The 22,780-nt window shown below is 52.7% G+C and carries 18 protein-coding genes and 1 tRNA gene; 2 read left to right on the forward strand and 17 right to left on the reverse strand.

Going from position 1 to position 22,780, the window contains the following annotated elements; all coding sequences use genetic code 11:
- Nucleotides 1-670: 670 nt before the first annotated feature.
- From cphA to FHS90_RS13270, 10 genes are all read right to left on the reverse strand, one after another.
- Nucleotides 671-3,301 carry a cyanophycin synthetase gene (cphA, locus tag FHS90_RS13225; RefSeq protein WP_066831359.1) on the reverse strand — a complete coding sequence of 877 codons (2,631 nt, stop codon included), beginning with the start codon at nucleotides 3,299-3,301 and terminating at the stop codon, nucleotides 671-673.
- Nucleotides 3,302-3,342: 41 nt separating this feature from the next.
- The gene (locus FHS90_RS13230; protein WP_182513382.1) at nucleotides 3,343-4,230 is read right to left on the reverse strand and encodes a cyanophycinase; all 888 of its coding nucleotides are present in this window, start codon (nucleotides 4,228-4,230) and stop codon (nucleotides 3,343-3,345) included.
- 667 nt (nucleotides 4,231-4,897) lie between these two features.
- Nucleotides 4,898-4,968 (reverse strand) — tRNA-Cys (locus FHS90_RS13235).
- 381 nt (nucleotides 4,969-5,349) lie between these two features.
- On the reverse strand, nucleotides 5,350-7,227 hold the full coding sequence (gene rpsA / locus FHS90_RS13240; RefSeq protein ID WP_066831363.1) for a 30S ribosomal protein S1: 1,878 nt from the start codon (nucleotides 7,225-7,227) through the stop codon (nucleotides 5,350-5,352).
- 288 nt (nucleotides 7,228-7,515) lie between these two features.
- Nucleotides 7,516-7,872 carry a hypothetical protein gene (locus FHS90_RS13245; protein WP_182513383.1) on the reverse strand — a complete coding sequence of 119 codons (357 nt, stop codon included), beginning with the start codon at nucleotides 7,870-7,872 and terminating at the stop codon, nucleotides 7,516-7,518.
- Between the two features lie 593 nt (nucleotides 7,873-8,465).
- Nucleotides 8,466-8,819, reverse strand: coding sequence for a hypothetical protein (locus FHS90_RS13250; protein WP_182513384.1), 354 nt, complete (start codon nucleotides 8,817-8,819; stop codon nucleotides 8,466-8,468).
- A gap of 45 nt (nucleotides 8,820-8,864) precedes the next feature.
- Nucleotides 8,865-9,374, reverse strand: coding sequence for an HNH endonuclease (locus FHS90_RS13255; protein WP_066831371.1), 510 nt, complete (start codon nucleotides 9,372-9,374; stop codon nucleotides 8,865-8,867).
- Between the two features lie 86 nt (nucleotides 9,375-9,460).
- Nucleotides 9,461-10,237 carry a C40 family peptidase gene (locus tag FHS90_RS13260; protein ID WP_246387005.1) on the reverse strand — a complete coding sequence of 259 codons (777 nt, stop codon included), beginning with the start codon at nucleotides 10,235-10,237 and terminating at the stop codon, nucleotides 9,461-9,463.
- A 591-nt stretch (nucleotides 10,238-10,828) separates the two neighbouring features.
- Nucleotides 10,829-11,302: an SsrA-binding protein SmpB gene (gene smpB, locus FHS90_RS13265; RefSeq protein ID WP_066831373.1), complete on the reverse strand. Its 474-nt coding sequence runs from the start codon at nucleotides 11,300-11,302 to the stop codon at nucleotides 10,829-10,831.
- A complete protein-coding gene (locus FHS90_RS13270; RefSeq protein WP_182513385.1) occupies nucleotides 11,303-11,698 on the reverse strand; it encodes a thioesterase family protein in 396 nt (131 codons plus the stop codon). It abuts the gene before it with no gap.
- 108 nt (nucleotides 11,699-11,806) lie between these two features.
- Between FHS90_RS13270 and FHS90_RS13275 the strand changes: the two genes are divergently transcribed.
- A complete protein-coding gene (locus FHS90_RS13275; RefSeq protein WP_182513386.1) occupies nucleotides 11,807-13,081 on the forward strand; it encodes a serine hydrolase in 1,275 nt (424 codons plus the stop codon).
- A gap of 51 nt (nucleotides 13,082-13,132) precedes the next feature.
- Here FHS90_RS13275 and FHS90_RS13280 read toward each other — a convergent pair whose 3' ends face one another.
- From FHS90_RS13280 to FHS90_RS13310, 7 genes are all read right to left on the reverse strand, one after another.
- Nucleotides 13,133-13,369, reverse strand: a complete 237-nt coding sequence (locus FHS90_RS13280) for a hypothetical protein (RefSeq protein ID WP_182513387.1) — start codon at nucleotides 13,367-13,369, stop codon at nucleotides 13,133-13,135.
- A gap of 192 nt (nucleotides 13,370-13,561) precedes the next feature.
- Nucleotides 13,562-14,596 carry a threonine aldolase family protein gene (locus FHS90_RS13285; RefSeq protein WP_182513388.1) on the reverse strand — a complete coding sequence of 345 codons (1,035 nt, stop codon included), beginning with the start codon at nucleotides 14,594-14,596 and terminating at the stop codon, nucleotides 13,562-13,564.
- Between the two features lie 66 nt (nucleotides 14,597-14,662).
- Nucleotides 14,663-15,547, reverse strand: coding sequence for an MBL fold metallo-hydrolase (locus FHS90_RS13290; RefSeq protein ID WP_182513389.1), 885 nt, complete (start codon nucleotides 15,545-15,547; stop codon nucleotides 14,663-14,665).
- Between the two features lie 293 nt (nucleotides 15,548-15,840).
- Entirely contained in the window at nucleotides 15,841-17,073 is a 1,233-nt protein-coding gene (locus FHS90_RS13295; RefSeq protein WP_182513390.1) for a spore maturation protein, read from the reverse strand.
- Between the two features lie 327 nt (nucleotides 17,074-17,400).
- A complete protein-coding gene (locus tag FHS90_RS13300; protein WP_182513391.1) occupies nucleotides 17,401-18,480 on the reverse strand; it encodes a mandelate racemase/muconate lactonizing enzyme family protein in 1,080 nt (359 codons plus the stop codon).
- Nucleotides 18,477-19,550: an N-acetyltransferase DgcN family protein gene (locus tag FHS90_RS13305; RefSeq protein WP_066831392.1), complete on the reverse strand. Its 1,074-nt coding sequence runs from the start codon at nucleotides 19,548-19,550 to the stop codon at nucleotides 18,477-18,479. The genes FHS90_RS13300 and FHS90_RS13305 overlap by 4 nt, the downstream gene beginning before the upstream one ends.
- Nucleotides 19,551-19,640: 90 nt before the next feature.
- Nucleotides 19,641-21,137 carry a M14 family metallopeptidase gene (locus FHS90_RS13310; protein ID WP_182513392.1) on the reverse strand — a complete coding sequence of 499 codons (1,497 nt, stop codon included), beginning with the start codon at nucleotides 21,135-21,137 and terminating at the stop codon, nucleotides 19,641-19,643.
- A 261-nt stretch (nucleotides 21,138-21,398) separates the two neighbouring features.
- Here FHS90_RS13310 and FHS90_RS13315 point away from each other — a divergent pair, with 261 nt between their 5' ends.
- Nucleotides 21,399-22,721, forward strand: coding sequence for a hypothetical protein (locus tag FHS90_RS13315; RefSeq protein ID WP_182513393.1), 1,323 nt, complete (start codon nucleotides 21,399-21,401; stop codon nucleotides 22,719-22,721).
- Nucleotides 22,722-22,780 lie beyond the last annotated feature (59 nt).

The following is a 22,780-nucleotide window of genomic DNA, read 5'->3' on the forward strand; positions in this document are numbered from 1 at the left end:
TTTCAAAAAGAAGCCCGGAAACGCAAAATGTTTCCGGGCTTCTTTTTTGAATACGTATTGCGGGAAGGGGTGAACGGGGTTTAACCGGCAAGCTGTCAATGAAGCTGTCTCTGGTTTTTCCTGGTTGAATGGATAGTGACGAATCATGGCGTGGCACCTGCGCGAGTGTTTGCCTGCGTTTTGAAGCTACTTTCGCAAAAACAGCCCGGAAACAGCGGCTTCGCTTCCCATAATGCACAAGCCCACGCTGGCGCCATAACCTGAATATAAAACGCTAAACTGCTTCAAGGTTAAAATACGCTGTTGTTGATGTCTCCTGTAAATAAATGGCTGGCGGGTAAGAAGAACGTTTCTTACCCGCCAGCCATTTCCTTACAGGCGGACAATACAGGGATTTTGACAGGATTACCTATTCCTGTTTTTAGCCTGTTTTTCACAAAACAGCCCAAAAACAGAAAATAAGATTTGGCACATGCTTACATTTAAGAGTATGATTAAACTTGTCTTTCGTACTTAAAAATGGCATCAAAAGAACCTGAGCTGGCCATTTTCTCGCGCCGTAGCGCTGCTAGGCCGCTCAAAATCGCTTCGCCATAACCTTTTACACCCATTTTTCGCCACAAGACCAAAATTTAAACAACCTCTAAAGATTCCCCCATGCCTCCACTCACTAATCTACCAGTACCCTCCGGTCTTGGATTACCTTGAAGTTTTCAATGAGCTTGATGGCTTCTGAGATGTCTTCTGAGAAGATGGTGATGAAGGAGTTACGCTCAGCATGCTCCAGCGCGTAGGCAATAGCACTCATCTCCTGCTGAATGATGCGGTACGGTTTCTCAGGGTCTACCTGCATAATGCCGTTGATCACGTGTTTATTGATTTCATCACCGGTTCTGCCCCGCAGGTCCTTGTCTAGGCGTATGATCACCTCATCAAACATCTGGGCCGCCAGTTTCCCCAGCTCTACCATGTCTTCATCACGCCGGTCCCCTACCCCGGCAATGATCCCTACTTTTTTACGGGCGTCTACATTCTCCAGGAATTCAGCAATGCCTTTCATGCCGGCGGGGTTGTGGGCATAGTCCACCAGCACCTCAAAGGTGGGGAACTTGAAGAGGTTCATGCGGCCCGGGGTCTTGGTGGGGGAAGGAATAAAGGTTCTCAGCGCGGTCTTGATCTCACTGATCTCAAAATGGGACAAATACCCCGCCAGGGTGGCCGCCAGTACGTTTTCAATGTTAAACCTGGCCCTGCCGCCAAACGTCAACGGGATGTCTGCCACGCGGTCAACCCGTATTTTATAGGTGTTCTTGAAGATGGAAATGAAGCCGTTCTCAAAGACGGCGGCAATGCCGCCTTTGGCCACATGCTTGAGAATGCGCGGGTTGTTTTCGTCCATGCTGAAGAAGGCCACCTTTGCCTCTACCTCTTTGGCCATCTCGTACACCAGGTCATCATCTGCGTTTAGAATGGCGTAGCCGTCTTTGCTCACACTCTTGGGAACGACGGCCTTCACCTTGGCCATGTCTTCTAAAGTGTAAATATCGCGCAGCCCCAGATGGTCTTCGGCCACATTGGTTACTATGCCAATGTCACAGTTCTGGAAGCCCAGGCCCGAGCGTAGCATTCCGCCGCGGGCGCACTCCAGCACCGCAAAATTGACCGTTGGGTCCCGCAACACAAACTCTGTGCTCTTTGCCCCGGTGGTATCCCCTTTCTGGAGCATCTTGTCCTGTATGTAGATGCCGTCTGTGGTGGTGAAGCCTACGTGGTAGCCTTTTGATTTCACCAGGTGGGCAATTAAACGGGAGGTCGTGGTTTTCCCGTTGGTTCCGGTCACGGCAATGATGGGAATGCGCGAAGGGCAATCACGGGGAAACAGCATGTCAATCACCGGTTCTGCCACGTTGCGCGGCAGACCATCTGTTGGTGAGATGTGCATTCTGAACCCAGGGGCCGCATTAACCTCTATCACAGCCCCACGGGCCTCTGGCAACGGTATGGCTATGTCTGAGGTAACCACGTCAATGCCGCAGATGTCCAACCCAATGGTGCCGGCAATGCGTTCCGCCATTAAAATGTTGTAGGGGTCTACCAGATCTGTGACGTCAGTGGCGGTGCCTCCGGTAGAAAGGTTGGCCGTGCTCTTCAGCATCAGTTCCTCCCCTTCCGCGAGGATAGTTTTGAGGGTGTAGCCCTTCTTTTCCAGAATGCCTTTGGTGTCTTTGTCAACGGTTATTCTGGTAAGCACTTTTTCATGCCCCACGCCCCGTCTTGGGTCACTGTTTACTTTATTGATCAGTTCCTGTACGGTAGAGACACCGTCTCCTACCACCATGGCGGGCGTGCGTTTGGCGGCGGCCACAAACTTCTTGTTGATAACCAGCATCCGGAAGTCATAGCCTTCAATGAACTGCTCTACAATCACGGCATCAGAGTATTTCTGCGCCATCTTGAAACCGGCAATGGCCTCGGCCCAGGACCTGAGGTTGATACCGGCCCCCTTGCCGTGGTTGCCGTCTAAGGGTTTGGTCACAATTGGGTACCCCAGGTACTCTACCGCCTCCTTCAGTTCATCTACAGAATACACTATCTCCCCTTTGGGCACCGGTACCCCGGCCTCCCGCAGCATGTCTTTGGTGGCGCTCTTGTCACCGGCAATCTCAGTGGCGAAGGCGGCGGTACGGCAGGTCATGGTGGCCTGAATGCGCTTCTGGTGCACCCCATACCCCAACTGGATGAGGGAATGCTTGTTGAGCCTGATGTAAGGAATACCGCGGGCTACGGCCTCTGAGACAATTGAATAGGTACTGGGGCCAATGTGCTCATCTTCCCGTATCTCATGCAGTTCCAGTACATCTGGTTGAATGTCATACTGCTCCCCTTTTGCCAGTGCCGTCACCACGCGTATGGCCGCCTCTGCGGCATATTCACCGGCTTTTTCTTCCTGGTAAGAGAACACCACGTACTCAAACCCCGGCTGCGGGGCCGGATAAGACCGCCCAAACCCGCACTCCATCCCCCCTAAGGTCTGCAGTTCCAGCGCCACGTGCTCTACCACATTGCTTAACGGCACACCCTCTTCCCGTACCCGCTTTAAGTAGCCGCCCTCCTGCCCCTCCGTACTGCGGTGCTCTACCATACCGGGGAACATTTCTTCCAGCCGCTGCGCAAAATCTGGGATCTGGGCGGTAGAAACACCAGCATAGTCTCCCATGTCCAGCTTGAGCACAATAATCTTCGGGTGTTTAACTGACCAAAAGTTTGGTCCGCGCATGATGCGCAATTCAGCGATTTTCATAAATCTTGAAACTCAAAAGATAGAATTCAGTGAGAGTTGTGTTAAAAAATTTCCATGGTATACGTGTCTCCTTTGCCTAGCAAATGGACTTTAAGGTCTCTGATGGTGACTGGAACGCCTTCCTCCACCTTGTATATGTTGGTTGCTGTGCTGCTGCGGCCGTCTACAATCACCACCAAACCGCTTCCTATCACCTCTATTTCCCGCCCCTTCTTTACCACAATGCCGGTGTCTTCTTCCAGGCCAATGCCTATAAACGTGGGGTTGGTGGCAATCATTTGGGCCATTCTCACCATGCGCCCCCGGGCAATGAAGTGCGTGTCAATGGCGGCGTCATTGATCAGCTCCAGGCCGGCCGTTATGCTCACAGAGCCTTTGATGAAACCGCCGCCGCTCATGCCCTGGTAAATCATCTGGGTAGACATAGCGGCCGCACCGGCACTGGTGCCTGCTACTACCAGCTTCTCTTTGAAATAGCGCTCTTTGATCAGGCGCATGATCTCTGTACCGCCAAAGATGGCCGTGAGCCGAAGCTGGTCGCCCCCGGTGAACATGACGCCCGCCGCTTTCCTGATCATATCCAGGTGCTCCTCCTTGCAGGAGTCTTCGCGGGAGCGTATGTCCAGCACCTGTACGTTGTTGACTTTTAGATTTTTAAAGACCTTCACATAATCCTGCCCCACCTCTTCTGGTAGGGAGGAGGCCGTAGGAATGACTACGATCAAGGGATTCTTGCCTTCCAGCTCTTGCACAAACCGTTCAAGAATCTCATTTCTCACAAAATTCAGGTTCTCCTTACTGGTTGAACCAGTTTCCGGTTCTTCTCCTTTATTCTCACGTCCGCCAATGGCGATCAAGGTGCCGTTGGGAATCCTGTACTCAAATGACGGAAGCGGTTTTCCCTCCTGGCCGGTGTTTTTCTCACTCATGCAGTGTCAGCGTTCTAATGGGGGTACTTAGTTGCTTTTGCCTGTAAAGCTCTGACAACCAATCAAGTTTAAGAATTTATCAATTCAATACAGGCAGATGCTTCAAAAAGCATCACATTGCTAATAGATGTTCGGCTTACGTAGATTTTTGGCAAAAGATTTGCCGGAAATACAGATATGATAGTTGCCGCAAACCCTTCCTGCGGAAACTACTTAACCCACAGCTGGCGGGTAGGTAACTAACCCTGCCTTACGGGAAAACATGGGGAGAGGAAGGTAATACCGGCGGCTAAAATCACCTGGAAAGGTGCCAGGGAAAGGAACCCTCAAAAAAGCGTAAACCCCATAGCCTGCATAGATCAACAGCCAGCTGCGTACCGGGCAAGGAGACTCTTAAAGCTTGTATTAATTTGTTTTTTAAGCTGCAAACGGGTATCGAAAGAACCTGTCTTCACCTTTTTATCGCACCATAACGCTACTATGCTGCTCAATAAACGATTTGCCAGAACCCTTCGCTCCCCGTTTTCGCTTGCAAAATCAAAATGTAAACAAGCTCTTAGCAACAAGCGGAGAAGGGCGCTTGAGAGATTTATTTCCTGTTTGAGAACCTGTAAAAACGAAAACCCCGCTTCAGGTAATACCTGAGCGGGGTTTCTGTCCTTAGTTGAGGTAACGAGCGGATTCGAACCGCTGTACGAGCTTTTGCAGAGCTCTGCCTAGCCACTCGGCCACGTTACCGTGATTGGGAGTGCAAATATAGCCACTTTCTATTACTGCGCCAATTTTATGGCATTTTTTTAACGGTTTCCCCGGGCGCAGAAGGCTTATGGCTCCTTAAATCACATGTAATCAAAGAGATAAGAAGCTATTTTTTTTGGCTATACCTGGCTAAGTGCTTTGCCAAAGGAGGAAACCGTCTTTCTCTAATGCTGCCTTCTTACCATCAGCCTGTACAGAAGAGGCTTCCCTCCTTCCCAATCTGCCTTTCTGAGTTCAATTTTAGAAACTGCTGGAATTGCAACGGGCTGAATGAAAGCTGGAGGCTGCAGGGGGGCAAAAAAAAGAGCCCCGTGTTTTGGGGCTCTTTTCAGGAAAACAGGTCAAAAACCCGTTCAGAACTTATTCAGCAGACTCAGCGCTGTCAGCGTCACCAGATTTCTCAGCACGTGCTTTGGCAGCAGCGGCTAATTTTTTCTCACCGGCTTCTTTTTCGCTTTCCATCATTTGGTCTTTCAAAGCAGAAAGGGCATCCAGGTCACCTAAGGTTGAACGCACTTCGTCTTTCTTAGGAGCAGCAGGGGCAGCAGCTTTGGCGGCACCGGCAGGAGCGTCTTTCTTAGCAAACTTGGCTTTCTTAGCATCTTCTGGCTGAGCCGTGTGGCTGGCAGTGTGCGACAAGATGATCTTACGATCTTCTTTAGAGAACTCAGTTACTTTGAAATCTAACTGCTCACCAGCTTCAACGGCAGTACCGTCTTCTTTTGACAAGCCTTTAGGGAATGCGAAACCTTCAATACCGTAAGGCAGCTCCAGGGTAGCACCACGGTCAGATTTCTCTAACACCGTTGCTTTGTGGGTTGAGCCAATGGTGAATACGGTAGCAAACGTATCCCATGGGTTTTCTTCCAGTTGCTTGTGGCCTAACGCCAGACGACGGGCAGAAGCATCCAGCTCCAGAACCACTACGTCTAAGTTATCACCAACTTTCACAAACTCAGATGGGTGTTTGATTTTCTTAGTCCAGGACAGGTCAGATACGTGTACCAGACCGTCTACGCCTTCTTCCAGTTCAATGAACAGACCAAAGTTGGTCAGGTTTCTAACCACACCTGTGTGCTTAGTACCCACGGCATATTTGGTCAATACATCTTGCTTGGTCCAAGGATCTTCAGACAGTTGCTTAATGCCCAGAGACATTTTGCGCTCATCTCTGTCAAGGGTCAACACAACAGCCTCAATCTCATCACCTTGTTTGATGAAGTCTTGTGGGTTGCGCAGGTGCTGAGACCATGACATTTCTGATACGTGGATCAAGCCTTCTACGCCTGGCATCAGTTCTAAGAACGCACCGTAATCTGCTACGTTCACAATTCTGCCGCGTACGCGTGAGCCAACCTCTACTTCGGCAGGGAGGGCATCCCATGGGTGAGCAGTCAGCTGCTTCATGCCCAAAGAAATACGCTTCTTGTCGTCGTCGAAGTCCAGAACTACCACGTTTACTTTCTGGTCCAGCTCCAACACCTCTTGCGGGTGGTTGATGCGGCCCCATGAAATATCAGTGATGTGCAACAGACCGTCTACGCCACCAAGGTCAATGAACACCCCAAAGTTGGTCATGTTCTTGATCACACCTTCCAGAACCTGACCTTTTTCAAGGTTGTTCAGGATAGCGGCACGCTGCTGCTCCAGATCTTTCTCAATCAGGACTTTGTGCGAAACTACTACGTTGTCAAAAGCGGCGTTGATTTTCACCACTTTCACTTCCATTTTCTTACCCACGTACACATCAAAGTCGCGGATAGGTTTCACATCAATCTGAGAACCTGGCAAGAAGGCCTCTACGCCGTAAAGGTCAGTGATCAAACCACCTTTGGTTCTGCGTTTCACCACACCTTCCAGAACCAGGTCGTTCTCAAGGGCGCCGTAGATTTTCTCCCAAGCTTTTACAATTTTGGCTTTCTTGCGAGACAGGATCAGCTGACCGTTAGGGTCTTCCTGGTCTTCAATGAAAACCTCAACGGTGTCACCCACCTTCAGCTCCGGCATGTCACGGAATTCTGAAACAGGTACCAACCCGTCTGACTTAAAGCCGATGTTCAGGATCACATCACGGTCAGTGATACCCACCACCGTACCGGTGATTACTTCCTCTTCCTGAACGGTGTTCAGGGTGTCGGCGTACATTTGTTCCATTTCAGCTCTCTGCGCCGCAGAGTAACCTCCACCGAAACCCTGAGACTCGTACTGGCCCCAGTCAAAATCTTCTACATTTGCCATATTTCTATGCTGGTTCACTAAAATAACGCGTAGTCACAGAACCACTTAACCCCGCGTAGCTTATGTTACATACCCATGGCCTCACCTGAGAACACGGGGCATCCGCCTTGAATGCGGCGCGAAGGTACGAATTTTTTGGGAATCAATACGGTTAAACCGTTCAAATAATATCTAACGCCTTGACAGGCAAGCCTTCCTGTCCCTGAAAAGGAAACGTGCGTTTTAGGGCTGTTTTCAGAAAAACAGCCCTAAAACGCACGTGGCAACCTCTGGCTACAGTAGCCGGAATTACATTTTCCGGCGCTTCACGTCCTGGATCAGTTTTAGCGCCTCAGCCTCGTTCTTTTTAGTGAAAGTGATCAGCACCACGCCATACTCTCCTTTATCGCCAAACGCTTCCATGGCCTGTTCGGGTTTCAGGGCCTCAGCGGCGGCAATCCAGGCCTGGTCAATCTGGTCCAGGGCCAGCTGCTCCAATTCTATGGTACGGTCTTCCAGTTTCACAAAGTAAGAGGCGTCTGGGTGCACAGACAGGGAGGTCTTGCCTAGCTTCACCTTGATTGGTTTGGCATTGGCATCTTGGGCAGCAGCCTCATAGGAGCACACCGCTCCCAGCAGGAGAAAAACAAGTAGCAATCTTTTCATTTTACAAAAGGGTTTAGATAGAATATAGAGCACGGCCACACCACAGCACGTTTTCAGCCTGTTTTCAAAAAAAGAAGCCAGAAACACAAAGCTATGGGTATCAATTCTTTCCGGCTGAACAGCCGGGAGCGCCTGAAGGGGGAGTTGGCGCTCTGTTTACAGGGCAAAGTTATGCATTTCGCTGTTTCTCAGCAAGAAACTGATTAGATTCTCAATAACTGCCGTAGCGCAGGGGCAGGCAGTTCCAGCACCTTCCCTGCTCCGGAAAATGACAAACTTCTCTCTTATCTGCCTGCTCAAGCTTTTGGGATATGCCCATGACGGGGTTCCCTCTGTTTCTGGCCTGTTTTTCTGAAAACAGGCCAGAAACAGAACAGAGGTGACAAGCCTTCTATGTAAGAGATGGCTTTAAGCTGAACGTTAGGTTACGCCTTTTTGCATAGGCAAATCACCTTACCCCTTATGGATTGGAAGGGCTAAGTTGGTAGGACCCTGGTGAGATGGCAGGGGCTAGCTCTCAGACAGAAAGGAGTGGCTGTACGTAACGAGAGGCTGTATAGCTGTGACTTTATGCCCACCACCAGAGGTTAAGGCTAACCTTTTTTCACCATCTGCAGAACCTGCTGCTCCCGCTCTGGTTTTATTTTAATCAGAATAACACCTTCCCTCCCTTTTTCTCCAAATTGCTGCACGGCAGCCTGACTTTTGATCACATCTATGGCTTCAATCCATTCAGGAACAATCTGCTCAATGCTCGCTAGGGAAACTGGTACATTGCCCGCATCGGTTTTAATCAGGAAGAGGGCCTTTACGGGTTCGCTGACCCCTTGCGAACTGGTGATTCTCAAATCCCTGAGCGTACCCTTGCCTGGGAAATCCTGCGCCTGAAGCGCTACAGGGGCAACAAAGGCTGCCAACACAACTACAAAAAATGCTTTTCTCAACATATGAAACGGTTAATAATTGTATATCATCTATTCAATGTACTACTCCTATGCCCGCACCCGCTCCCCCAGATACGGCATCCAGGCGTGGTCAACATCCTGTATGCTTTCGCGCAGGAACGAGACCAAAGACGGTTTGAAGGGTTTTCTGGCCAGTTTCATCTGCACTTCCTCTGGGGTACGGTCGCCTTTCTTGGAGTTACAGCGGGAGCAGGCGGTAATAAGGTTGTGCCAGGTGCTCTGCCCGCCGCGGGAGCGCGGAAGCAAATGGTCCAGGGTAAGGTTTCTGGAAGCCCCGCAGTACTGGCAGCGGTAGCCGTCACGGCGCATGATGTTCTGGCGGGTGAGCGCAATGCCTTTATAGGGAACCCGCACGTAACGCTGCAACCTGATCACCAGCGGCCGCGGGTAGGTGTGGCTCACCGTGCGAAGGCCGTTCAGAAGGTCCTGCGCCACCAACTCGGCCTTCTGCAGGTACAGCAGCACAAACGCCTTGTGCAGGCTGCAGGTGGCAATGGCGGTGAAATCCTGGTTCAGTAAGAGTACCTTTTCGTTCATAACGCGTCCGGCTCAGTGATTGCTCCTGTAAGATACGTAAAATCTTCATCAGATGCCATACCTCCCTGAGAATCAGCCGCCGAAGGTTACTCCAGAATTCGTTTGATGATGCGCAGCTTGTGGGAATAGCGTTTGGCATCCCGGTTGTAGATGCCGTAGTGGTCCAGCTGGTCTATGCGCACCTCGCCGGAGGCGTGAATGATTTTCTGGTCTTCCAGCACCAGGCCCACGTGAATGATGCGGCCTTCGTCATTGTCAAAAAAGGCGACGTCACCGGGTCTGGACTGCGCCACAAAGTGCACCTCCTGCCCGTGCACCACCTGCTGGTAGGCGTCCCGCCGAAGCTGGTAGCCGCACAGCCCGTACACCTGCTGCACAAATCCCGAGCAGTCTATCCCGAAGATGGATTTCCCGCCCCACAGGTAGGGCGCCTTCTTAAACTGAAGGGCTATCTTCTGCAGAAAATTTTCGCGGTAAGGAAGGTTGGGGTTGGTGGCGCGGCCGTTGTAAAGCATTTTCTCGTCTCCAACCCTAATGGTCATGCCGTCAAAGAAAGGGAGTACGCTGCCCAGGCCAATGGGGGTTACCCCGTCTGTGCCGCTCACGGTCTGCACCACATCCATGGAGCGGGCGTGTTTCTCATTTTTCCACTCCTGAAAGTAGGTGTCTGTAACGGGGAAATGCTGCTTGAAGTCAATCCACCCCTCATAGTCATCTGCCGCATTCTGAATCTGGAGCCACTTCTCCTGGGTCTGCAGCACCTGATAGCACTCGCCAAACACCAACTGCGAGATCATTTCGCTTTTATCAGATGGCTCCCGGCGCACCGGCACCAGACTCAGTTTACAAATCCCGAAGTTCAAGGTAATGCGTGATTGAGTGAATGTGAGAATTGGTGAACAAAATAAAGGAGCAATTTCTCACTTTTCCGCCGGAATTTCTAGCGCTGTTCCTGTTTTCGGCCTGTTTTCTGAAAAACAGCCCGAAAACAGGAAATTAGGTAATTTGTTTATTTGAACCAGATTCGCCCGTTGAGGGGAGCCAGTGGGGTGTTTACACAGGAGAGCAGGCGTTGCTGAAAATCACTAGATTAATTCTATTCCTTCTTTACTACAATGAAGTGAGGGCAATGCGAAGATCAGCTGGTGTCAACACCCCTCTTCGCTCCCCTCAAGGGGAGAATCAAAAAAGGCACCTGCTTTTCTAGTTCGCCCCCTGTTCCCTAAGATCCTTTCAGGATGATAAAAGGTGGAGTCTGCAGTTGATCAGGTATTAAAAGACATTTAGGTAAATAGCCAGGAAGAAGTAGACCCAGAAGAGAAGCCTAAGCAGAGGCAGATCAAGAAAAAACTTTACAGCTCCATAAATGAAGAAGAACTGAGGCAAGCTGTATGATTATGGGAGCACCACAAGCAGTGAACCATTGCTCTATTCCAATTCTTAATTCCTAATTCTTAGTACCGTTCCCTGGCCATTTCACGCTTGATGTCGCGTTCTTTGATGTCTTCGCGTTTGTCAAAGAGTTTCTTCCCCTTGGCCAGCGCTATCTCTACCTTGGCGAAGCCGCGGTCATTGATGAAGAGCCGCGTGGGGATCATGGTGACGCCCTGCTCCTGGGCACCCTCTTTGAGCTTCTTCAGCTCCCGTTTGTTCAGGAGCAGCTTGCGGTCACGGGTGGGCTCATGGTTGTAGTGGGTGCCCTCTGTGTATTTGGCAATGGTGATCTGGTGCAGGAACAGCTCGTTCCCGTGAAAGGTGCAGTAGCCATCGGTGAGGTTCACGTTGCCCTCCCTAATGGATTTGATCTCCGTGCCGCGCAACACCATGCCGGCAATGTACTTGTCCAGGAACTGGTATTCATAAGAGGCACGCCGGTTAGAAATGTTCACCGTTTTCTGGAGCCTGTCTTTGTCTTTCTGTTTCGCCATTTATGCGTTTCTATTCTTCAAAAGTCGTTCTATCTTCTCTTTTTTCAAAATCTTCTGCCCGGTTTGCCCGGTGGCCACCAGCCGCTCCCCCACCCGTACGGTCACCGCACACGTGAGGGTATTGCCGGTCAGCTCCTGAAAGACCGCCTCCAGCCGGAGCGTCTCCCCTTCAAACGCGGGGCCGTGGTGGTCAATGTGCAGCATGGTGCCAATGCCTTCCTCGTCCGGGTCTTTCATCTCCAGCACAAACAGCCGCGCCGCCCACTCCATGGCCTGCGCCAGCGCGAAGGTGGAGCAAACGGGGTGCACCAGCCCACTTTCAAAACGGGCTAAGTCCTGGGCGGTTACAGTTTTCTGGTACTGCCGGGTGTCTCCAAGCTGGAACGGGTTCTGCATGGGAAAAACACTTTTGATTACAGGAACGGAAGGCAAGGAATTGCGGGATGGGGCGAATTTACTAATATTGGCTCCCATCTCCTTCACCCCTGACCTGCTGAACCCAACATGAAGTACTTTCTTTCTTTCCTCCTCTGCTCCCTTATGCTCTCCACCGCAGCTTCGGCGCAAGCCAAAACAGACAAATTCTTAGCCCAGCTTCTGCAAAAGCACCCAGCCAAGTTCAAAACGCTGCTGGCGAACCCGGGGAAATATAAGATCCAGATTCTATATACGCAGATTGACCGCGACAGGAACAATACGCCTTCTTTCAAGACGTACCGGTACCAGGTAGATCAGAACAACTACTTTAACCCGGCCAGTACAGTGAAGTTACCCGCCGCGCTCATGGCGCTGGAGAAAATCAACACCCTGAAGATTGACGGCCTCAACAAAGAAACCGTCATGCTCACAGATAGCGCCTACCAAGGCCAGACCAAGGTGCTGCAAGACAAAACATCTGCCAACGGTTTCCCCAGCATTGCCCATTACATTAAGAAGATTCTGGTGACCAGTGACAATGACGCCTACAACCGCCTGTATGAGTTCATGGGCCAGGAGCCTTTGAACGAGGGTCTGAAAGCCAAGGGGTACGCCAGTGTGCGGCTGCCCATCAGGCTGGCCCGCTTTCTGCCCATTGAGCTGGACCAGTACACCAACCCGGTGAGCTTCCTGAAAGACGGACAGGTGATCTACCAGCAGGGGCTGATCAAAAGCGGGAAAGACTACAAAAACCCTACCCCTATTTTCATGGGCAAGGGCAATGTGACCAATGAAGACAAGCTGGTGATGGAGCCGCGGGACTTTGCCTATTCCAACACGTTTGCGCTGGAAGACCAGCACCAGATGCTGCGGGCGGTGCTGTTCCCGGAGAGCGTGCCGGTGCAAAACCGCTTCCACCTGACCCCAGAAGATTACCGGTTCCTGTACCAGTACCTGTCACAGCTGCCCAGGGAAACCGCTTACCCTGCATATGCGGAAAAACAGTACCCGGATGCCTTTGTAAAATACCTGCTGTTTGGCGGCCCCACCCGCACCGAGCGGATACCGGAGCACATCAGGATCTTCAACAAGATTGGCCAGTCGTTCGGGTTCCTGACCGACAACGCGTATGTGGTGGATTTTGAGAACAAGGTGGAGTTCCTGCTCACCGCCACCGTGCACGTGAACGAAGATGAGATCTACAATGACGGCAAGTATGAGTATGACACCATCGGGTTTCCGTTTCTGCGGGATCTGGGGCAGGTGGTGTATGAGCACGAGCTGCACCGCAAACGCAAGCACCAGCCAGACCTGAGCCAATTCAAGCTCACCTATGACAAACCCCGCCCACCCAAGAGCTAACAGAAAGGCCGCCACTGCTGAGCAGTGGCGGCCTTTCTGTTGGAAGAGGAATTAACGGCTTCCGGTAGAGCTTCCGTCTGTGTTGCCACCGTCTTCCACGCTGATGTTGCCTTTACGGCCGCCCCCGGTAGGCGTCATGCCTGGTTCCTGGTTGCCGTGGCCAGGGTTATCATTCACATCATCTGGCAACGGCAGTTTGCCTACGGCTTGCGGCACACGGCCGGGTTCTGCCTGGTTGCTTACGGTATTCTGGTTGTTGTTCAGGTTCTTATTTTTCTCTTCAGCCATCGCTCTATAGGTTAAGGTGAAAACTCTTTTCCTAAAGGATACGGGAAAGAACCAGGAACGGATACTTTCCAGGAAGCAAACGGCAGAAAGTGAAAATCCCGTTTTCGGGCTGTTTTTGGAAAAACAGCCTGAAAACGGAAACCGAATCAAGACTGTATCTTCACCTGCGGAAGCGGCTGCCAGCTCCCTGGTTTATTTCTGTGACAGCGCCTTCAGATCCTGTATAAACTGCTCCACGTGCTCCTGCGGGGTGGCCCAGGAAGTGATGACCCGCACCGCGGAAAAACCTTCATGCGCTTTCCGCCAGACAAAGAACCCGTACTTCTTGCTTAGCTCGGCAATGAGGGAATCTGGCAGGATGGGGAACAGCTGGTTCGTTTCAGGCTGGGTCAGGAAGGCGTAACCCAGCGCCTGCAGGTTCTGGGCGATCCGTTCAGCTAGGGTATTGGCGTGGTTGGCCAGCTCAAACATCAGGTTCTGGCGCAGCAGCTCGGCAAACTGGATCCCCAACAGTCTTCCCTTCGCCAGCATGGCGCCCCGTTGTTTGATGTAGTATTTAAAGTCTTTGCGCAGGCTTTCATTGGCCACCACAATGGCCTCGCCTATCAAGCCGCCGCACTTGGTGGCGCCCAGGTAGAAGATGTCGGTGAGTGCGGCAATATCAGCCATAGTCAGGTCATTGCTCTTCGCCGACAAGGCCATGGCCAGCCGTGCGCCGTCCAGGAACAGCAGCAGGTTGTTCTGCCGGCAAAACCGAGACAGTTCCTCCAGTTCCTGCTTCTTGTAGATAGTGCCAATCTCAGTGGAGTTGGAGATGTAGACCACCCGCGGTTTCACGGTATGGAACTCCGGGAACTTGTTCAGCAGCGGCTGTATATCTGCCGGTCTCAACTTTCCATCTGCGGTGGGCACCGTTTCTATCTTATGGCCGGTGGCCTCAATGGCGCCCGCCTCATGGTTGTTGATATGCCCGCTTTCGGCACAGATCACTGACTCAAAGGTTTTCAGCACCGCCCCCAGCACAATGAGGTTGGCCAAGGTGCCGCCCGCCACCAGGTGCACGTCTACCTCTGGGTTCTGGCAAAGCTGCCGGATGGCCTCCACTGCTTCTTTAGTGAACTCATCGTTCCCGTAGCCGGGCTGCTGGGTCAGGTTGGTGGCCGCCAGTTTATCTAATATAGACGGATGACAGCCTTCGCTGTAGTCATTCGTGAAGTTGTAAAGCATGGGTGTTTGGTTTGGAAATTCTTGGCTAAAGATACGGCTGCCTCTGCAAATAAAGGTTTGTTCCGGTTAGTGAGAATTAAAAAGATGCGCCTCCCCTATGCCTGTAATTTTCAGTTGCCCCGCAATCTCCCCTTTCTTTTCCAGCTGCTGCAACCACTGAACCGGCTCACTGATGGGCTCATCAGAAAGGTCGAAGGTGCCGTAGTGCATCGGGATCAGCGTTTTTCCGCCCAAGTCATTGAACGCCTGCACCGCCTCTGCCGGATTGGTGTGGCTGGGCTTCATGATAAACGCCGGGCTGTACGCGCCCACCCCTAACAGGCAGGTGTCAATGCTGGGGAACAGTTGGGCTATTTCTTTAAAGTGTTGGTCATAGCCAGAATCTGCGCCAAAATACAGCGTCTGCTCCGGTGTCTGCAGCAAAAAGCTCCCCCACAGAATCTTGTTGTTGTCTGCTAAACCACGTTTGTACCAGTGGAACGACGGCAGAAAGTACACGTTGAGCTGCGGCTGCGGCAGCACGTATTCCTGGTACCAACCGGCTTCCATGATTTCTGTTTCCGGCAGCCACGGCTCAATCAGCGTCTTCATTTTCAGAGAGGTCAGCACCGCGAATTGCTGCAGCTGGCGCAGGGTCTGCAGGCTTTTCTTGTCGCAATGGTCCATGTGCCCGTGTGACAGCAGCACGTAGTCAATCTTGGGCAGCTGCTCCGGCGGCACCGGCAGCGGCACCTTTCGTTTGAGGTAGGAAACCCCGTAGAAAACCGGATCTGTGAGAAAGGTGGTGCCGCCCAGGCGGATGAAAAACGTGGCGTGCCCCAGCCACATCAGTCCGTCTTCATTGCCCTGCAGAAACGCGGCAGGGTCTGTCACCGGCGGAAGCCATGTATCTTTTTTCTTCTCTTCCCGCTGCGGATTTTTACTCAGCATCCATTTCAAGGCCACCAGCATAGATTGGTTTTCTTCCTTGAACTCGCCCAGAAAGCGGCCGTTGCGCAGGCGGTTGCCTTCCCAGTCAGCCCGAATGACCGGAAAGTCAGGGTTCTATAAATATTCTTCAGCCATAGGTCTATTCAACGCTAAGTTTCCAAAGGTAGTTGGTCCTTTGTATTTAGTGTGTGTAGCTACATTAAAAGTACTGGTAAACGGCTAAGCCCCAAAACAGAAAAAGCCCGACAGGTGCGACGGGCTTTTTCTGTTTTCTGTTTTCGGCCTGTTTTCCGGAAAACAGGCCGAAAACAGACTTAATGGAAGAACAGGTACGCCAGGAAAATGGCGGCGATCACCCCGGCCAGATCGGCCAGGAGGCCGCAGGTGAGGGCGTAGCGGGTTTTACGAACGCCTACAGACCCAAAATACACCGCCAAGACATAGAAGGTGGTTTCGGTGGAGCCTTGAATGGTGGCCGCCAGGCGACCCACAAAAGAATCTACGCCGTAGGTGTTCATGGCCTCCACCATCAGCCCCCGGGCACCGCTTCCGCTCAGCGGCTTCATGAAGGCCACCGGCAGGGCCGGCACAAAATCAGTGTTGAGCCCCATCAGGCCAATCAGATACCCAAGACCATTCACCAGCATGTCCAGCGCGCCAGAAACCCTAAACACGCCAATGGCCACCAGAATGGCAACCAGATACGGAATGATGGAGATTGCCACTGAAAACCCTTCTTTGGCGCCTTCTATGAACGCTTCGTACACGTTCACCTTGCGTACCAGCGCCAGCGCAATGAATGAGACAATGATGCTGAACAGAATCACATTGCTGGCCACCTGTGAGATCACACTGATCTGCTCCTGCGGAATACTGTTGAAGTAGTAGATAATGCCGGCAATCAAGAGCAGCATAGTCCCCAGATACGCCATGATCACGCGGTTGAACAGGTTGATGCGCTGGTACAGTGCCACCGCAATCAAGCCGGTGATGGTGGAGAAGAAAGTGGCCAGTAAGATGGGAATGAAAATATCAGACGGATCTGCGGCCTTGAGTTGCGCCCTGAACACCATGATGCTGATGGGGATGATGGTCAGCCCCGAGGTATTGAGCACCAGGAACATGATCTGCGCGTTGCTGGCAGTTTCCTTCTCCGGGTTCAGCTCCTGCATCTCCTTCATGGCCTTCAGCCCCAGCGGCGTGGCCGCATTGTCCAGCCCCAGCATGTTGGCCGAAAAGTTCATCAGGATAGACCCGAAAACTGGGTGGTTCTTGGGCAGCTCCGGGAACAGACGGTTGAAGAAAGGCCCCACCAGTTTGGCGAAGATGGCGATGATGCCGCCCCGCTCCCCCACTTTCATCAGCCCCAGCCAAAGGGTCATGACGCCGGTCAGCCCCAGGGAGATCTCAAAGCCGGTCTTGGCGTTGTCAAAAGTGCTGGTCACCATCTTCTGGAAGATCTCCACGTCCTGGAAGAAGATGAGCTTAAACAGCGCTATGCAGAAGGCGATGATGAAAAACGCCGCCCACAGATAATTTAAAACCATGAAAAAAAGGGTTTGTGTAGTTTGGTTGAAGCTGGGAAGATACAAATCTGCGTCAGAAAAACCGCTAGGCGGAGAGGCTGAGGGTAGATTTTTTCTGCCAGCTATTTTGACCTTAAGGACTGTAGATTTCCCATTACCCCTAAGGTAGATGTGAATTCCAAAATCGAAGTGGTGAATGGCATACGTCCCTACCCTCTGTCATGTGTAAATTGTGAAAATTTCTGTTTTCGGCCTGTTTTTTGAAAAACAGGCCGAAAACAGAAAAACCCGTGAGGTTTTAGAAACCTCACGGGTCTGGTAATAAAATCCATGGCAGGTACTACCGGGTTACGCCAACTCCTTGAGCCGCTCCACGCCCAACCCGGCTTTCCCGTTAGGGCGCATAAGGCCATTCTCAATGAGAAAGCCGCCGCTCACCACATCTTTGGCTAAGTCAAGACTTCCGTCTAAGTCAATGTATTTGGTGTTGGAAAAAGAGAAGGCGGCGTGTAGGGCGGCGGTGATGCTGACAATACTCTCGTCATTACAGCCCCACATCAGGTCTATGCCCGCCAGCTGGGCCACCGTTCCTATTTTAGTCGCGGCATGCACCCCGCCGCATTTCATCAGTTTGATGTTGAAAATGCCACACGCCCTAGGCGGAGAGGCCAGTTTAAAAGCATCTGCCGGGGAAAGCAACGACTCATCTGCCGCCACCAAATCTTTTATAGAAGCCGGTAGCCCTCTGAGTTCATCTATAATATTGGCTTGAAGCGGCTGCTCAATCAGTTCCAGATCCAGTTTGGCCGAACGGGCACAGAACTCCTCCAACTCAGCCGCCGAATAGCCTTGGTTGGCGTCAATCCTGATAAAGATGCGGTTGCCGTAGACCTCCCGCAGCTTCACCAGCCGCTCCACGTCCTCCTCCACCGATTGCCCGGTTTTCACTTTGAGGTGCGTGAAGCCGCGGCCCACGTATTCCTCGGCCTCCTCCAGCGTCTCGGCCACGTTCTTGATGCCAATGGTGATGGAGGTTGGCAAAGCCGTAAGTTTCTGCCCCAAATACGTGACCAGCGGCACCTCCAAATACTTGCAGAAAAGGTCATGCAACGCAATATCTACCGCCGCGCGCGCGGCGGGATTATGAGGGAGGCGCTCGGTGAGCTCCTCGCAGAGCTGTTTCACTTCCCGCAGGTCCCGGCCCACAAGCCAGTCCAGGTTCTCTGGTTGCACCGCCTGCCACGTTGTGGCAAACGCCTCACCGGTCACTTCCTTGCTGGGGTTTCCTGCGCCAATGCCGGTGAGGCCATTTTCGGCCACCAGCTCCACCAGCACGTTCTCTACCGCGCTCACGGTCTTGAAGGCGATGGTGTAGGGCCGGGTCAGTTCCAGGTCGGCTTTCCAGACGTTGATTTCCTTAATTTTCATACCGCCGCCTGCTCCTGCTCCAACACTTCCTTCACCAGCTCAATGATCTGGCCTACGCCGTCTTCCAACGGAAGAATCACCGGCAGCCCCAGCTCCTCCTGGTACTGCTGCTGGTACTCCTTCGCCTGTTCCAGAGACAAACCGGCTGTGTTCAGGGTTACGGCCAGCACCTTGGCCCCGTACAGCTCTATCAGTTGAATCTCGGTGGAGATGGGCGGAATCTTGATTCCCAGTTCCTCATTATCATCAAAGTACACCCGCGCGGGCGCGTGCTGCAGCACCACGTATTTCACCTGGCCAGACACCAGATACTCTGAGCCGCACGGACCGCTGGGGTTTCTAAGCGCCGCCTGCCCTTCCACGAAGAACACGTCGGGCTGGTGCTCGGCATACGATTCCAGAATGGCGTGCTCCAGTTCGCCAGACACAAAGTCATTGTAGGTGGAATCCAGAATGAAGCCCTTGCCGCGCCCCTGCATCCAGCCGGTCTGGCCGGTGAAAATCATCTGCGCCTTCAGGCCGGCAGCCTCTGCCGCCTGGGTGAGCAGGCGGGTGGTGGTACGCTTGCCCATGCGCACATCTGTGCCAAGCACTGCTACGCGTGGCGCCGGAATATCTTTGATCTTACCGGTCCAGAAATGCAGCTCGCTTTTGGGTTTGGGTTTGCGCACGTCAATGATCTGCACGCCGTGCTCCTGCGCCAGCGCCGCCAGCTCGGGCATGTCACTGATGTACTCGTGCAGGCCGCTCACAATGTTGATTCCCTGCTGAATGGCTTCTGCAATGGTGGCCTTCATGGTGGCCGGGAGTTTTCCGCCCTTCGGGGCGATGCCCACCAGGCAGTACTGGGCCGTTTCCGGGCTGTTTTTCAGAAAAGAGGCCAAATCTGGATACACCGGAATGTTTCGGGTATTGCCGTCTACCACTTCGCCCGCATCTTTGCCCACCGACACGTGGTCAATCACGCCCACAATACGGTAGCGCTCGGTGCCCCTGATCAGGCCATGGGCAGTTTTGGCGGGGTACTGGTGCAGTAGCCCATCGGTGAGAATAATGGCATTTCCGTCCATTGTCAATAAGGTTTGTTGTTAGTGAGAGAAAGAATTAGCTGCGCGTTTCTGGGCTGTTTTCAGAAAAACAGCCCAGAAACGCATCATATATTAGAGAATCAGTCCGTGGAAGAGTTGCGGTTTTTCGCCCTGCAGGTCATAGACAAAGCCGTTGACTATGCCATAGCGCACCTGCCCCTCTTTGTCTTTCACCACAAAATTGGCTCCCCTGAACAAAGCCAGCCCGTGGTTGACCCTGCCAGTGGTGGTTAAGATGTTCAACGGAAGGTCTTCCGGGTCTGCCTGCGTGGGCAGATTCTGCATGCGCACCGTGGTATAGCCGTCTGCCAGCAATTGTTTGGCCCGGGCCGGGGTTAGCTCGTTTATAGTGGCAAAGGGTTTGTCATAGACTTTGCCCGGCACCAAGGTCATGCCCTGGCCGTCAATCTCCTCATACCCGTAATGCACGCTCATATCCCCTATCTCCTCTACGGCGCTGCGGTGATAAAAACCTTTTTTAGCAGTAGTTGAGGCGGGTTCATACCGGTTAATGCCCACGTCTAGCTGCGCATCTTTGCCGTTTTCCTTGTACCAGACATCCTTGATCACCAGGTCATACAGGTACCGCTCATTCTGGGGAATCTTGAAGTAGTCAGCCAGGTTGTACTGCGCGTAGCTCTCGGTGCCAATGATGTGTAACGCTGATAGAATGGTGGCGAAGTTCAGCCTCCGGATGTACTGTTTCTCCGGGTCACCCTTGTAACCCCCAGACTCAATCAGGATCACGCTGGTGCCCCATTTCTGGATGTTGTCACCAAAGGCGCGGGGCTCATGGGCGTCTGAGTACTTGGCCACGTGCCCCGGCACCAGTTGCTGCAGCCCTTCGTTCATGCCCACAATGGTGCGCATGGCCCTGCCCCGCACCTCATTCACCGTCTGGGCATGGTCAAAGGCCGGGGCCAGAAAAGAAATGGTGGCGGGTTTGGCGGTGGTGCCAACCGTGTACAGCCGGCTCTGGTCATGCAGGTTGAACCCAAACTCGGGCTTAATCTCATCCCGCAGCTTTTTCAGTAGCCTGGACTCGGCGCTTTGCAGCATCAGCGCGTCCCGGTTCAGGTCAATGTCCAGGGCGTTGCGGCGCTGGAACACTTCGGCGCCGTCTGGGTTGAGCATGGGCACCATGTAGAGCGTGTTATTGGTCAGGATTTCATCCCGCAGCCCTTTCAGCTCTCCCGGGTTCTGCAGAAAATTGAAGATGTCAAACAACGCCATGGTGGCCGTAGACTCATCACCGTGCATCTGGGACCACAGCATCACCTTGGTCTTGCCCGTGCCCACTTTTACCAGATAGATATCCCGCCCTTCTATTGACTGCCCCGCCACCTGCACCTGAAACAGCCGGTTCTGCCTGAGCTGCTCCAGCAGCGGTACAATGTCTTTGTGCTTGAACCTGCGGTCCTGGAGAGCGGCTTCTTTGTAGGCGGCGTGTTGTTCAAACGCTTGCTTGGCCACCTCTACCGCCCGGCTGGTTTCAGCGGGTTTGGAAGACTGGCATTGCGTTTCCAGAAGAGTCATGAGGGTAAGGAACAGAATAAGAGTTTTACGCATTTGGCCACAGGTTTGGGTCACACCAGTGAACAATTAAAGGTATAGGTGAGTAAAGAAACCAAGGGTTCACAATGGTGTGGTCAATGTAAGGACGTTTTGCGGTACACAAAAGTGAAATCTCATTTTTTGTGTACCCTGCTTCCCTTTTTCTTAACGCCGGGCGTGTTCACCCCCTAAAAATGGAACCGAAAACGGAATCATAAACATAAAATCAGCAATCTTCCCTTGCCTGCGCGTAAGGCTAGTACAACCTTTTTGCCCATGACCCAACACCCGTCCAAGACCCGTCATTACCCCAAAGTGAATGCGCTGGTAAATGAGACCAGCCAAGACATTTCCCTGCACGGGAAACAGAAAACCGCCCTCTCCATTCTCCTGATGGACTGGCTCATTGAGACGCCGCCCCCATCCCCCTCCCTGATTTCTTCGGCCCACGGCCGAATTCTGGACCTGTTGCTTTGCCTACCGGCTTACGCGCTGGAGAACCCGCAGGAAAACCCGCTGTGGGAACGGATGCGGCACCTGATGTTGGCGCTGCCCGCCCACACTCACTTCACGCTGGCCACCCACCGCAGAACAAACAACCTGCTGGCAAATCTCTTACAGGAGGCGAACCTCACCCGCCGTTGCCGCATACTAGCGGTTGACAATCAAATTGATTTCACCATCTGGGCGCAGGACCCTATTGCGGTAGGAAAAGACAGCCAGAGCGGTGACCATTACATTCTGGAGCCCCACACCTTTTTGCGCAGCGGTGACGCCTACCTGGCTGATCTGTTGGCTTCAGCAGTTGGGTACCGGCACACCCAGGCGCCCCTGTATTTTGAAGGTGGGAACATACTGGTTGCCGATGACTTCTTCTTTCTGGGAGCGGATTACCCGGTAGAGACCATCCAGTACATTGGCGACATGGTTACCCTGCAGCCCGGCGAGACGCGGGCGCAGGCGGTGAAAAAGCTGTTTCAGCAGTACCTGGACAAGCGCAGAAAATTGCTGGTTTTGGGCAGCACGGTTCCCATTCCTGAGCAGGAAACCCGCACCTTCCAGAAAGACGGCAAGGAGTGGAAGGAGCATTATTACATGAAGAACGAAGAGGGATCTGTGCAACCGCTGTTCCACATAGATATGTTTGTCTCGCTGGCCGGCCGAGATGCGCAGGGGCAGTATCAGCTGTTGGTGGGTGACCCCAGACTAGCGGCAGATCTGTTAGGAGAGCCTCTGCCCCGCCATGCCATGGTGAACGTGTTTGACAACGTGGCCAGAAATCTGCAGAAGGCCGGTTTTAAAGTCTACCGGAATCCGCTGCCGCTCACGTACGTAGATGATCAGGAGGAATGTGAGCGGAAATGGTATTTTGCCACGGCCAACAATGCGCTGGTGGAGATTGTCAGTGACCAGGAAAAGCGGGTGTGGTTGCCGTCTTACGGCTGCGGGGCCTGGGAAAACCTGAAGAAAACCGATGAGGCAAACCAGCGGCTTTGGGAGTCGCTGGGGTTTGAGGTACAGCTGCTCCCAGACTTCCACACGTTTGCCGAACATTCTGGCGCTGTGCACTGCATCACCAAATACCTGAAAAGGGGCTAAAAGCCGTTTCCGGGCTGCTTTTCTGAAAACAGGCCAAAAACAGCCATAAAAACCGGAGC

The organism is Rufibacter ruber (assembly GCF_014138425.1).
GTDB classification, from domain to species: domain Bacteria; phylum Bacteroidota; class Bacteroidia; order Cytophagales; family Hymenobacteraceae; genus Nibribacter; species Nibribacter ruber_C.